The sequence below is a fragment of the Porphyromonas bobii genome, from assembly GCF_943169685.1.
Taxonomy (GTDB): Bacteria; Bacteroidota; Bacteroidia; order Bacteroidales; family Porphyromonadaceae; genus Porphyromonas; species Porphyromonas pasteri.
Window position 1 is genome coordinate 21,191 of record NZ_CALPBU010000002.1, and the last position, 12,023, is coordinate 33,213.

Annotated in this window: 10 protein-coding genes and 2 tRNA genes; 1 reads left to right on the forward strand and 11 read right to left on the reverse strand. The window is 55.2% G+C overall.

The features are described 5' to 3' along the window. The 7 genes from KO088_RS02620 to KO088_RS02650 form a co-directional block, all read right to left on the reverse strand. Entirely contained in the window at positions 1 to 2,013 is a 2,013-nt protein-coding gene (locus tag KO088_RS02620; RefSeq protein WP_251419755.1) for a site-specific DNA-methyltransferase, read from the reverse strand. A gap of 681 nt (positions 2,014 to 2,694) precedes the next feature. Further along, positions 2,695 to 3,072 (reverse strand): RidA family protein, encoded by a 378-nt coding sequence (locus tag KO088_RS02625; protein WP_060935655.1) that lies wholly within the window; start codon positions 3,070 to 3,072, stop codon positions 2,695 to 2,697. Positions 3,073 to 3,120: 48 nt separating this feature from the next. Further along, positions 3,121 to 3,684: an aminoacyl-tRNA hydrolase gene (gene pth, locus KO088_RS02630; RefSeq protein ID WP_215493394.1), complete on the reverse strand. Its 564-nt coding sequence runs from the start codon at positions 3,682 to 3,684 to the stop codon at positions 3,121 to 3,123. A 16-nt stretch (positions 3,685 to 3,700) separates the two neighbouring features. Next, positions 3,701 to 4,843: a glycosyltransferase family 4 protein gene (locus KO088_RS02635; protein ID WP_009432832.1), complete on the reverse strand. Its 1,143-nt coding sequence runs from the start codon at positions 4,841 to 4,843 to the stop codon at positions 3,701 to 3,703. Between the two features lie 46 nt (positions 4,844 to 4,889). Continuing rightward, positions 4,890 to 6,155 (reverse strand): MFS transporter, encoded by a 1,266-nt coding sequence (locus tag KO088_RS02640; protein WP_215493395.1) that lies wholly within the window; start codon positions 6,153 to 6,155, stop codon positions 4,890 to 4,892. A gap of 106 nt (positions 6,156 to 6,261) precedes the next feature. Then, on the reverse strand, positions 6,262 to 7,689 hold the full coding sequence (locus tag KO088_RS02645) for a DUF4270 family protein (protein WP_215493396.1): 1,428 nt from the start codon (positions 7,687 to 7,689) through the stop codon (positions 6,262 to 6,264). Continuing rightward, the gene (locus tag KO088_RS02650) at positions 7,686 to 8,492 is read right to left on the reverse strand and encodes a glycogen/starch synthase (RefSeq protein ID WP_060935659.1); all 807 of its coding nucleotides are present in this window, start codon (positions 8,490 to 8,492) and stop codon (positions 7,686 to 7,688) included. The genes KO088_RS02645 and KO088_RS02650 overlap by 4 nt, the downstream gene beginning before the upstream one ends. Positions 8,493 to 8,745: 253 nt before the next feature. Between KO088_RS02650 and KO088_RS02655 the strand changes: the two genes are divergently transcribed. Further along, positions 8,746 to 9,177, forward strand: a complete 432-nt coding sequence (locus KO088_RS02655; RefSeq protein WP_215493397.1) for a MoaF-related domain-containing protein — start codon at positions 8,746 to 8,748, stop codon at positions 9,175 to 9,177. Between the two features lie 171 nt (positions 9,178 to 9,348). Here the strand turns inward: KO088_RS02655 and KO088_RS02660 are convergent. The 4 genes from KO088_RS02660 to KO088_RS02675 all read right to left on the reverse strand — a co-directional run bounded on the left by KO088_RS02660 (position 9,349) and on the right by KO088_RS02675 (position 11,904). Then, a tRNA-Glu gene (locus KO088_RS02660) sits at positions 9,349 to 9,423 on the reverse strand. Between the two features lie 67 nt (positions 9,424 to 9,490). Then, positions 9,491 to 9,745 carry a 30S ribosomal protein S20 gene (rpsT, locus tag KO088_RS02665; protein ID WP_009432837.1) on the reverse strand — a complete coding sequence of 85 codons (255 nt, stop codon included), beginning with the start codon at positions 9,743 to 9,745 and terminating at the stop codon, positions 9,491 to 9,493. Between the two features lie 27 nt (positions 9,746 to 9,772). After that, a tRNA-Glu gene (locus tag KO088_RS02670) sits at positions 9,773 to 9,844 on the reverse strand. 809 nt (positions 9,845 to 10,653) lie between these two features. Beyond that, complete coding sequence (locus KO088_RS02675; RefSeq protein ID WP_215493399.1) at positions 10,654 to 11,904, reverse strand: U32 family peptidase; 1,251 nt, start codon at positions 11,902 to 11,904, stop codon at positions 10,654 to 10,656. Positions 11,905 to 12,023 lie beyond the last annotated feature (119 nt).

Genomic DNA, 12,023 nt, shown 5'->3' on the forward strand with positions numbered 1-12,023 from the left:
CTATATGATATGGATACGACGACGACTCTCCTCCGTACTCCAGCCACAGCGTTGCTTGAACTGCTCATAGATGTTGAGCTTATCTTCATCGGCCGCAAAGCACGATTCACGGAAGAGCACACGTAAGGGATTCAGCTCAGCTATCGCACAAATCACCTCGAGGTCAATGCCCACGTCGAAGCAAGCAACCAAAGCCCCTTCATTCACGATGTGTAAGCGTTTGCCTGTCACCTCCTTTTGGCGAAGGGGGACACTCAGCTCTATTCCCAAGTCTAACATACATCCAAAGAGCAAATCCAGATCGCTGCGGCCTTTCTTCACGCTATCTGCGAAGAGCTGATCTTTCTCCAGCGTGGCTGGATCAAAGTACACCTCCTTCATATTCGACGTATCAACACGAAGCACACGGAAGCCCGTATCAACCTCGGGATGTTCCTTCCGAATCTCATCACCAGCTCTACGAATACGCTCCTTTGCAAGCTCGCAGATATTGAAAGGCTTGTCTAAGCTCTTGAGCAAGGCAACAGCATTATCAATTATCTCTTTCTGCGCCTTACTTATCTCCCGTTTTGGGGTCTGCTCGAAATCCTCTGCAATTTGAACGAGAATAAACTTAGCCTTTCCTCCGATATGCTCCTTATTCATATTCATTACAGCCTCGGCAGTTGTCCCAGACCCAGAGAAGAAGTCTAAAACAATGAATTCTTCTTCTGGCTTGATGAAATTCAATAGATACTGAATAAGGCTACAAGGCTTTGGGAAGCTAAATACTTTCTTGTCAAATAGCTTAAGCTGATACTCCCCTGCATTCTCATTTGTCTCTACACCCACCTTAGCATTAATGAGGTTAGTTGGCACCTCTGGGGCATACTCTGGTTTTTCATATGAAGGACTAAGGGTATTTCTCGGAATTCGAATAATAACCCCCTCCTTAAGAGATTGGTCAAGATATAACTGGCTCCATTTAAACTTTGCCTTCAGAGAGAAATCGGAAACAAACACACCATCTTTAACCTCTACATCCTGCAGAAGCTCAATCACATATTTTCCTGTTCCATATGAGCCAGCCTTCAATACTTGATCCTGCATAGATGTTAACACCTTACCTCCAGGAAAAGTAAGAACTCCCACTGCATTAGATTGATTTAACAGGCCATTTGAACTCTTTGAGCTCTTTGATACTCCATTAAATCTAGTTTGCGAGAGCATCTGTTTTTGATAACAGAGTACATATTCAACCATTTGCCTACACTTCTTCGATAAATTTTCTGGCGTTTCCGTTTTTACCCAGTTAAATGTCCCGACGAAGTTACTTGCTCCGAAGACCTCATCACAGATCATACGGAGATGATGCACCTCATTGTCGTCAATGGAGATGAAGATAACTCCATCTTGAGAAAGAAGTGAGTGTGCTACCTTCAAGCGACTATACAGCATCGAGCACCAATCAGAATGATAGCGTGCATGGGTCTTTTCATTAGCATGCAGGCGATTGCCTTCTGCATTGACATCACTAGCGAACCTGCCATACTCATCTTGATTCATTGTAAAGTTGTCGCGGTAGATGAAGTCCTTCCCTGTGTTATATGGGGGATCAATGTAGATCATCTTGACCTTGCCCATATAGGAGTTCCGAAGAAGCTTGAGAACCTCGAGGTTATCACCCTCGATATAGAGGTTCTGCGTATTGTCCCAGTCCACACTACCCTCCACGATGGGGCGCAGCGTCTTGCGTGTAGGCTCATCCGCCGCACGCTTTGCGTCCTGCTTACCGACCCAGTAGAAGCCAAAGCGCTCCGCATTGCTATTGCTGATATTGTCTCCGAGTAACTCTTTCAAGGCTTCAAAGTCGACCTTGTGTGTCAGCTCACCATGCTCATCACGCACTTCGGTGAAGGCGGATGGAGCTATTTGTCTCAAGGCTTCCAGCATGAAGTCACTATGCGAAGCTGAGGTCAGCTTCATTTTCTTGGCACCCATATTTCCTGTTGTGTTAGTTTCTTTTCTGATCATCAGCGGGGATTCATTGCCCCGAGCGAAGTACACGAAGATACTGAATATCTCCTTAGTAATAGATAGACGCATAGCAGGAGCAGGCTGGTACTCCTTCGTGTCACAAAGGTACGGCTTGCCCCGCTAATCCCGCTCATCAGGGAGGTATATTCACCTTCACCCCGACCCTTTGCCCCTCCACACTACGAGGGGGTGGTATCGACCTATATTGGATGGCGAAGAAAGCTATATAGCTTTGTGAAGTGACCTATATCAGGTTGTTGCTCCGCGCAGGGATAAAAGTTGTGGACAAGTGGCAGATAAGTTTGGGCTACGTACGTGGATCTAATAGCTTCGTACGTGGATATTTGGACTGACGTGTCTGGTCTTTAAGACTACGTGCGTAGACAGAGGAAAAGCACTACGTGAAGGCGCTTTTTCCCTCTCGAGAAGGACACTTTTCCCTCCGCTGGATAAGAGGAATACGCGCAATAAAGCGAAGGCCTTGCGTATCACTACGGCGAGGCGTATCGGGGAGCTGGGCGTACGATACCTTTGCATACTAAATAGAGGACAGGATTCTAAGGCAACAGTCACATTCAGAGGGCGCGCAGGGAGGAGTGAAAAGAGAAGCCCCACGGCCTCCCTTCGTGAGGGAAGCCGTGGGGCTGATGTGTGGTGGGTGAACCTTGCCGCAGTGGCTTAGCCGCGGTGTGCGATGATCTCGATCTCTACGAGACCGTTCTTAGGCAGCGTCTTCACAGCGACGGCAGAGCGCGCGGGGAAGGTGCCCGTGAACTGCTTCTCATAGACGGCGTTCATAGCAGCGAAGTCGCCCATATCAGCGAGGAAGCACGTAGTCTTGACGACCTGATCGATGGTGAAGCCAGCTTCAGCGAGGATCGCATGGATATTGCGGAAGACCTGCTCGGTCTGAGCGGTGACGCCTTCGGGGAACTCGCCCGTAGCGGGATCAATACCGAGCTGACCGGATGCGAAGAGCATATCTCCGACGAGGATAGCCTGACTGTAAGGGCCGATAGCGGCTGGTGCCTTGGTGGTGGCAATGACTTGCTTCATGAGTAAGAGGTTGTATTTAGGTGATGAATAGTTGGACGACGGGGGCGATTACTTAGCGTTGAATCGGTTCATCGTGGAGGCGATCCCCTCCAGGCAGAAGGCGATGGAGGCGTTGACGAAGGTCTCCAGACGCTCGGGCATCTGTACCTCTTCCTCTGGGGAGAAACGCCCGAGGACGTAGTTTATTTGTGCGCCCTGTGGGAAGTCATTCCCGATACCGAAGCGCAGACGGGCATAGGACTGCGAGCCGAGGAGCTGGGCGATATTCTTCAGCCCATTGTGACCCGCGTCACTTCCCTTGCCCTTGAGGCGGAGCGCACCGAAGGGCAGAGCGAGGTCATCGACGATGACCAGCACGCGCTCGATGGGGATCTTCTCCGTGCTCATCCAGTAGCGGACAGCTTCGCCACTGAGGTTCATATAGGTAGAGGGCTTGAGCAGGACGATCTGTGCGCTCTTAGCACGACCCATAGCGACATCGCCGTAGCGCTTCGTCTCGAAGCGCACAGCCAGACGGGCAGCGATAGCGTCGGCTACACGGAAGCCGATATTGTGGCGGGTCATATCGTATTCAGCCCCGATATTGCCGAGGCCTACGATGAGGTATTTCATTGAGTGGGGTAAGGGGTTATTCGTAGGTGAGGAGGACGTTCTCATACACGGCAGAGAGATCCCGAGCCAGGCGCTTCGGCGTGAAGCGCTCTACGTACTCACGGCCATCGGTGATCATCTTCTGACGCAGGGAGATGTCGATGAGGACGCGGTCGATCATGCTGGCGAGCATCGTGGCGTCACTGGGATCGGTGTAGAGGCTGCTGGGGCCACCAGCTTCCTCCAGACAAGAGCCCGTAGCACCGATGACGGGCACACCGGCATTCAGAGCTTCGATGAGCGGGATACCAAAGCCCTCGAAGCGCGAGGGGTAGACGAAGACCTTCGCCCCGGCATAGATACCAGGGAGCATCGCCGAGCCGACGCCGTGCATGAGATGCAGGCGGGAGAGGACGCCCAAGCGGCGGGCGCTGTCGACGACGGTATTCACATAGGGCGTCTTACGACCGACCGCCACGAGGTGGATGTCCTTATCCTGAAGCTGAGCGAGTGCCTCGACGATGAGGGCGAGGTTCTTACGCTCCTCGATACTCCCGACGAAGAGGATATAGCGCTCGGGGAGGTTCAGTGCCTGACGAGCCACTACGACATCCTCGGGCGTCACCGCCGCGAAGGCTTCGGAGCATCCCTGATAGACGGTCGTCACACGCTCCTCCTCGATGCCGAAGATATCGATGACATCACGGCGCGTCTGGTCGCTCACGGTGATGACGTGGTCGGCATGACGGGCTGAGGCGCCGTACTTCTTGCGGTAGAGCAGGCGGTCAATGGGCTTGTAGAACTGCGGGTAGCGGATGAAGGCCAAGTCGTGCATGGTGACGACCGTACCTATGCGCTGGGCATTGTACAGCCCGATGGGAAGCTCATTGGTCAGCCCGTGGAAGAGGTCGACCTGCTCCGTACGACAGCGCGAGGCCACGGAGAAGTTGCGCCAGAGATTGCCCCCTGCGAAGGCCAGTGCACGATGGGGCGTGATGAGCCGCACCGAGCGATTGGACAGCAAGCGCTTGTAGAGCGAGGGGTCACCCGTGGAGGGCGAGAAGAGCAGATAGCGGTTCTCTGGGCGGAACTCCGTGAGCGTATCGAGCACGAAGCGGCTGTAGTTCCCGAGGCCGGTAGCATTGTGAGTAATGCGCTTGGCATCGAAGGCGATATTCATCGGCTCAGTGAGGCTACAAGAGGGATAAGGGACGGGGACGAGTGCACTACTTCGCCTCGGTGGCGGTATTGTAGCGGAAGAGCAGCGCGAAGAGCACGGCTACGACAGCAGCATAGCCAGCGAAGATATACCAGCTCATGCTCCAGCCCGAGAGGATCGCCGTCGCCTCACTCTGAGAGTAGACGAAGCGATTGATCACCGCCTGCGCACCGAGCGAGCCAAGCGTCGCACCGATACCATTGGTCATGATCATGAAGAGCCCCTGCGCACTGGAGCGAATCGAGGGGTCAGTCTCCTTATCCACGAAGAGCGAGCCCGACACATTGAAGAAGTCGAAGGCCACCCCGTAGACGATCATACTCAGCAGGAAGAGCCATACGCCGCTACCTGGGTTACCAAGACCGAGGAGGGCAAAGCGCAGGACCCACGCCACCATAGCGATGAGCATCACACGGCGGATACCGAAGCGACGCAGCGCAAAAGGTATGAGCAGGATGCAGAGCGTCTCGGAGAGCTGCGAGAGGGAGATGAGGATATTCGCGTGCTTCACGCCGAAGGTATCAGCGTAAGCAGGGATCTCGCCGAAGGTGCTGATGAAGGGGTTAGCAAAGCCATTGGTGATCTGCAGGCTGACGCCGAGGAGCATCGAGAAGATGAAGAAGAGCGCCATCTTACGCTGCTTGAAGAGCACGAAGGCACGTAGGCCGAGGGCTTCGACGAGGCTCTTGCTCTGCCCCTTGGGAGCCGTGGGGCAGTTGGGTAGCGTCTGCGCGTAGAGCGCGAGGACGAGGCTGATGATAGCCGAGACAGCGAACTGCCCACTCGTAGCCTCGAGACCGAGCAGGCTCACCGCGATCATCGTGCAGATGAAGCCCACCGTACCGAAGACACGGATCGGAGGGAAGCTCTTCACCAGATCCAGCCCCGCTTGGTCAAGCGAGGTGTAGGCGACGGAGTTGCTCAGTGCCAGCGTCGGCATGTAGAAGGCGACACTCAGCGAGTAGAGCGCAAAGAGGGTGGGATAAGAGGGCGTGTCGGTCTGCGTGTAGAGGAAGACGCCGAGCATCAGCATCCCTGCCAACATATGGCAGACCCCTAAGAGGCGCTGTGCTGGGATCCAGCGGTCTGCGACGATACCCATGAGAGCAGGCATGAAGAGCGACACGAGACCTTGCATGGCGTAGAAGTTCCCGATCTCGGAGCCGAAGCCTGCGGTACCGAGGTAGCGCCCCATAGAAGTAAGGTAGGCCCCCCAGACTGCAAACTGGAGGAAGTTCATCACCGTCAGGCGGAGCTTGATGGAGGACTGCATAGACGTAGTCGTATATGTGCTTAGGTAGTGTATAGAGTGACGCCCACAGAGAGCAGGGGGTTCTCGGGGTGACGAGGCCTGTTCTCTGTGGGCGTCAGATAGGGGTTTACTGCTGCTGGAGCTGTACGCTCACGAAGCTCACCTGAAGGTCCGTGGTAGCCTTCGAGAGGCGGAGGAAGCTCGGACGGATGAGCTCAGCGATGCTTGCAGGGCCGTTGGAGCGCGATGACGTCACCGATACGGGTACGAGGCTCAGCTCCAGTGGCGTGGAGATCGTCCAGCCCGTAGCGGCGGAGTAGGTGGCGTACTTTGCCAGATGCTCCGTGACGATGCGGGCGATGTTGTTGAACTTATACGCCTTGTCGCTGGCGGCGTACTTCTTCGAGAGGTACGACTTACCCGACTGGACGGCCTGCACATCGGCCGAGAAGAACTCCGTCACCTTGTCTGAGGGGAGGAGCAGGAGGTAGTCGGGCTGGTTCGTGCGCTGCCCTTCAGGGCTATTGACCTTGATGGAGAAGTTCGCATCAGCGAGCATCCAAGCGCGGCCGATGAAGTCGCTGGGCACAGGCGTCGTGGTGGGCTTAGGCGCGGAAGCGAGGAGCTTCTGCAGCTCGCTCACCGAGAGCGTGTACTTCGTCGTCACGCCAGCGGGGCCCTTGACATAGCTATACTCCGTAGACGGAGCCGTGAGGCTCGAGATGTCGCCACTGCTCAGGGCATTCAGGCGTGAGGTAAGCTTCGTATCGACGAAGGTCTTCACGTACTTCACGCGCTCGGCGGGCTTCTCCTTGTTGGGCACACTGTAGTGGATCATGAGAGCGACCTCCGTGACCTCGAGGAGGAAGCCACGACCCGTGACAGGTGCTACGTAGAAGCCAGGGAAGATCTCGCGGTCAAAGCGCGACTGCGAGTTGAAGGCACTCTTCAGCGTCGACGAGCGCGTCGCATCGAGGAAGTGCTTCCCGAGGCTCACATCCAGAGGGATGGTGAAGTAGCGCATCGTGGAGTTCTGCTGGATGAGCGTCCCAGCGCTGGGCTGGATGGTGGCAGAGCCCAAGAGCGTCGCGCCCGTGCGGTACTGGCCGAGCGTCTGGCTCGAGGTACCAGCCGTGGTGACGGGCTGAGCGAGCTTGTAGACGTTGACCTTGATCTGGGCATCTGCATTCCCCTCGGTGCGGTCCGAATAGATACGGAAGTAGACCGAGTCAATGGTTAGCTGGGCATTGTCAGCCTCCTCGAAGGCAACCCCTTCGGCAGTACGGATCTGCTTGATGAACTCACCCGTGATGGTCGAGCCCGTCTCGTCGATGAGCGTACCGAGGAGCGAAGTCGTACCATCGGTATAGAGTGTAGGGGTGGCTACCGTGGTGGCGTCGAAGGTGATCGTCGTCGCAAGCCCGGTGACCTTGTCGCGGTTAGGCTGGATGCTCTCACCGATACCCGAGAGGTTGTCCTCGGCGCAGGAGGAGGAGAGCGTCACAAGGCCCAGCGAGAGGAGGCCTACATATAGAGCTGAAGCAAGCTTCATCATGGGAGGATCTTCTTATAGAATTCATTATACACCTCGGCGCACCCTTCGACAGGAGTATAGGGGAGGAAGTTCACCCCACTCTCGTCGATGTACTGCTTGAGGCTGGGCGAGATCTCGGCACTACCCTGTACGACCCCGTTGGCGTAGTGGATGGCCAGGCGGTTCAGTGCCTCGTAGTCGGTCTTGCCATCGAGTACGGAGAGAGCTGCGGGCTTGATCTTGTCGAACTTCAGGCACTCGAAGAGCGTGTCGGGGATCTCTACGGGAGCGGGCTCATCGTAGAGTGAGTAGATGATCTTGGCCTTCTTCAGGCAAGGGTCATCGTGGTAGTACTTCTTCAGATAGAGCATACCCAGCGCGGTGAAGGTACCGTGGCAGTGGATGATGTCGGGGATCCAGCGGAGCTTCTTGATGGCTTCGAGGGCACCACGCACGAAGAAGATCGAGCGCTCGTCGTTGTCGTTGCCCACCTTGGGGTCGACGTCGAAGACGGTCTTACGCTTGAAGAAATCATCGTTGTCAATGAAGTATACCTGCAGGCGGGCGGTCGGCAGTGAAGCGACCTTGATGATCAGTGGATGGTCATTGTTATTGATGATCATGTTGATCCCCGAGAGGCGGATGACTTCATGCAGCTGATTGCGGCGCTCGTTGATGACACCGAAGCGGGGCATGAAGATGCGGATATCATTACCCAGCTCCTGAATCCCCTGCGGCAGCTGACGTGCCGTCGTCGCGATATCGGATTCGGGGAGGTAAGGGAAGATCTCCTGCGAGATATACAATATTCGTCTTGATTTCATTCGTCTATCGATTATACTTTTTGATGCGGCTCCCCCGAGGGGGCGCCGTAGTAGCCCCGCCGCTGATAGGGCATAGAGCTTCTACAAAGATACGGAATTTCCCTCGGAGCACTTCCCTACCTGCTTCTCTCAAAGCATCTAATCCCTCTTGGAATGAGCCTCGAACAGCAATCACCTATCTTTACTTTACTCTCAAGGGAGGCTCCCCTCTCTCATTCATCGCAAGAGTACAGATCGTAACACATCACAAGCAATGACAAAATCACTCATCATCGCAAGCATTATGATCCCCGCTCTGCTCACCAGCTGCGGCAAAGGCAGCAAGGGCACGATAGCCCCCCAGGAGCAGACCTCTGCTACCGACAGCCTCCCCCTCATCGGACGAACGCTCCATATCGACTACGGGCAGATGCAGGCGATCGTGACCTACGGGCAAGACACGCTCATCTGGCAGACCAGCTCTCCCGACGGCAAGACCTCTGAGCAGACGAAGGAAGAGCCCAACTACGAAGCCCTCGGCGATGGGCGTACCTTCGCCACCTGGCAGGAGGCGAGCGGCGAAGTCGTCGCACATATCGTAGACCTCAAGGCCCAGCAAGTCACCGCCTTCATCTACGCCCCCCTCACAGAGGGGCAGACAAGTCGCTCCGCCACGCGCCTGACGGGCAAGATCACACAGCAGTAAATCCCACGCCCCCCTATAGCAATGCCCCCTCCATCAGTAGAGATGGAGGGGGCATCGTCATATAGAGCAGGCTATTACAAAAGGGACTCTTGACCAGTCCTCTTCATATAGCGAGCCTATAAAAGCGAAGCACCGACATACCTCACGAGGAGGATGTCGGTGCTTCTTGCTTGGTAGCCCCTGGGGGAATCGAACCCCCCTTTCAAGAATGAAAATCTTGCGTCCTAACCGATAGACGAAGGGGCCGCCTGAATTCTGTCTCACATCTTCTCGGAGAGAGGTGCTTGACAGCAGATGGGGAGAGTGGCTACTCTTAGCCGAGGCGTGCAATCTGCTTAGCGAGCTTGCTCTTGAGGTTTGCAGCCTTGTTCTTGTGGATGATCTTCTTGCCAGCGAGGCGGTCGAGCATCGAGCTGAGCTGGGGCAGAGCTGCGCGAGCTTCAGCAGCATCGGTCAGCGCACGGAAGCGACGCACAGCGTTACGAGCCGTCTTGGCGTAGTAGCGGTTGTGCAGACGACGAGCGTTGGTCTGACGGATTCTCTTGATGGATGACTTATGATTTGCCATTTGTATCTTTTCTTTTTGTTGTTATCGTAGCCCATGGGGGAATCGAACCCCCCTTTCAAGAATGAAAATCTTGCGTCCTAACCGATAGACGAATGGGCCTCCCAATGTCAACCGCCTACCACATGAGCAGCATTCAGTTGCGAGTGCAAAGGTATAACAAATTATTTATCCACCAAACACCCTGAGCAAATTCATCACCCTTACCTATATATGTATAAGCTACTCGAATACGCTTCCCGAGCGATGTGGCGCGCAGTTCACGGCATTACGGCAACGTGGAAGATAATTCGTGTAGATCGGGTAGCAAAGGATGCCGGACGGGTGAAGTACCCGAAGCGGGGAGAAAAATCGTCCCTTGCAAGACACTGAGATATAAGCACCTTTGAGGGGGCAAAAAGCAACCAGTACTGGTCAGTGAAGCGAGCAGTACTGGTCACGCGAGTGACCAGTACGAGTTGACTATGGTGACCAGTACTGGTTCGTCGTGCGACCAGTACTGGTTACTTTCCCCTATCGAGAAAGCCCGTCAGATAGCCGTGCCACTCCCCTACCCCTGTGCTATGCGACTCCTTTATTTCTATAGGCTTCGCGGATGAAGCTCGGTAAGTCAAGGTGCAAACAACAACTCGTTCGCATACGGATGAATACTGCTCTAAAGCCGAATGACTATTGGTCATTGCCCCGACCTATATTGGTCGCTGGGCTGACCTATATTGGTCGTCACACGGAGCTATATAGGTCAGCCCAGCGACCAATATAGGTTCACATCGCTCCCCCGCAGAGAGCACATCAGCCCCACCGCCACTACCCTACCACATATACGACACATCCCCCACGGAGCTACTCCGTAGGGGATGTGTCATTAGCCCGCCAGATAAAGGGGCGGGAGATGAAGCAATGGGTAGCAACTACTGCATCACCTTACGATCGGTGAAGAGATAGAGGCGGTCGCCTGGGCGCACCTTCTCGGGGACAGCGATCGAGCAGAGCTGACCCTTGACGGCCTTCTCTACAGGCTCCATGTCCACGCGGATCTCCTCGACGACAAAGCGCACAAGCCCCGTCGTCGGCCCCGTGATGATGATCTCATCACCGACCTTCAGCTCGCCACTCTCGACGGCGAACTCCCCGACACCGACCTTACCGAAGTACTTCGTCGTCTTAGCGACGTAGACCTTCTGCTTCGTAGCCGAAGAGCCGTAGCTCGACGTCCATTCGCCGAGGCGCTGACCGAGATAATAGCCGTCCCAGAAGCCGCGGTTGAAGACCTGCCCGAGGTGGTTGTCCCACTTCTCGACATTGTCCGTGGTGAAGTTCCCCGCGCAATAGGTGTCGACGGCCTCACGGTAAGCACGCACGACGGTATCGACGTACTCGGGGCCACGCGCACGGCCCTCGATCTTGAGGACGCGTACACCAGCATCAAGCATCTTATTGAGGAAGTGGATCGTCTTCAGATCCTTGGGCGACATGATGTACTGGTTGTCGATCTCCAGCTCGATGCCCGTCTCCTTGTCCTTGACCTCGTAGGAGCGGCGGCAGATCTGCGAGCAAGAGCCGCGGTTAGCACTCTTACCCTGCTCGTGCAGGCTGAGGTAGCACTTACCCGAGACGGCCATACAGAGGGCGCCGTGGGCGAACATCTCGATACGGATGGGCTCGCCAGCAGGGCCGACGATGGGCTCCTCGATAATCGCCTTATGGATGGCAGCGACCTGATCCATATTCAGCTCACGTGCCAAGACCACGACGTCAGCGAACTGCGCGTAGAAGCGCAGCGCCTCGACGTTGGTGATATTGAGCTGGGTGGAGAGGTGGACTTCGACACCGATACTACGCGCGTAGAGCATAGGGGCGACGTCGGCAGCGATGATAGCCGAGACGTCGGCATCCTTCGCCGAGTCGATGACCTTGCGCATGAGCTCAAGATCTTCGTCGTAGATGATGGTATTGACGGTAAGATAGCTCTTGACGTCATGCTCACGGCAGATCGCCGCGATCTTATAGAGGTCTTCGGTGGTGAAGTTATTCGCACTCTTCGAGCGCATATTGAGGCCTTCGATACCGAAGTATATGGAGTCAGCACCCGCATTGATAGCTGCCATGAGCGACTCATAGGAGCCCACGGGGGCCATGATTTCGTAATCTTTCCTGTTCATTTGTGATAAATAGAGATATGGAGTGCAAAGATAGCTCAATATAGCTCTACGGACTTTCCACCTCCATAGAGAAAGTCTATCAGCACCCCTATACAAAGCATCCGCGCCCGATACCTCGG

What these genes read in the sequence shown, in the direction of transcription:
- KO088_RS02655 (WP_215493397.1), top strand. Translation starts at nt 8,746, where the DNA reads ATGACAAAATCACTCATCATCGCAAGCATTATGATCCCCGCTCTGCTC.
- pth (WP_215493394.1), bottom strand. Translation starts at nt 3,684, where the DNA reads ATGAAATACCTCATCGTAGGCCTCGGCAATATCGGGGCTGAATACGAT.
- KO088_RS02675 (WP_215493399.1), bottom strand. Translation starts at nt 11,904, where the DNA reads ATGAACAGGAAAGATTACGAAATCATGGCCCCCGTGGGCTCCTATGAG.
- rpsT (WP_009432837.1), bottom strand. Translation starts at nt 9,745, where the DNA reads ATGGCAAATCATAAGTCATCCATCAAGAGAATCCGTCAGACCAACGCT.
- KO088_RS02625 (WP_060935655.1), bottom strand. Translation starts at nt 3,072, where the DNA reads ATGAAGCAAGTCATTGCCACCACCAAGGCACCAGCCGCTATCGGCCCT.
- KO088_RS02635 (WP_009432832.1), bottom strand. Translation starts at nt 4,843, where the DNA reads ATGAATATCGCCTTCGATGCCAAGCGCATTACTCACAATGCTACCGGC.
- KO088_RS02650 (WP_060935659.1), bottom strand. Translation starts at nt 8,492, where the DNA reads ATGAAATCAAGACGAATATTGTATATCTCGCAGGAGATCTTCCCTTAC.
- KO088_RS02645 (WP_215493396.1), bottom strand. Translation starts at nt 7,689, where the DNA reads ATGATGAAGCTTGCTTCAGCTCTATATGTAGGCCTCCTCTCGCTGGGC.
- KO088_RS02640 (WP_215493395.1), bottom strand. Translation starts at nt 6,155, where the DNA reads ATGCAGTCCTCCATCAAGCTCCGCCTGACGGTGATGAACTTCCTCCAG.
- KO088_RS02620 (WP_251419755.1), bottom strand. Translation starts at nt 2,013, where the DNA reads ATGATCAGAAAAGAAACTAACACAACAGGAAATATGGGTGCCAAGAAA.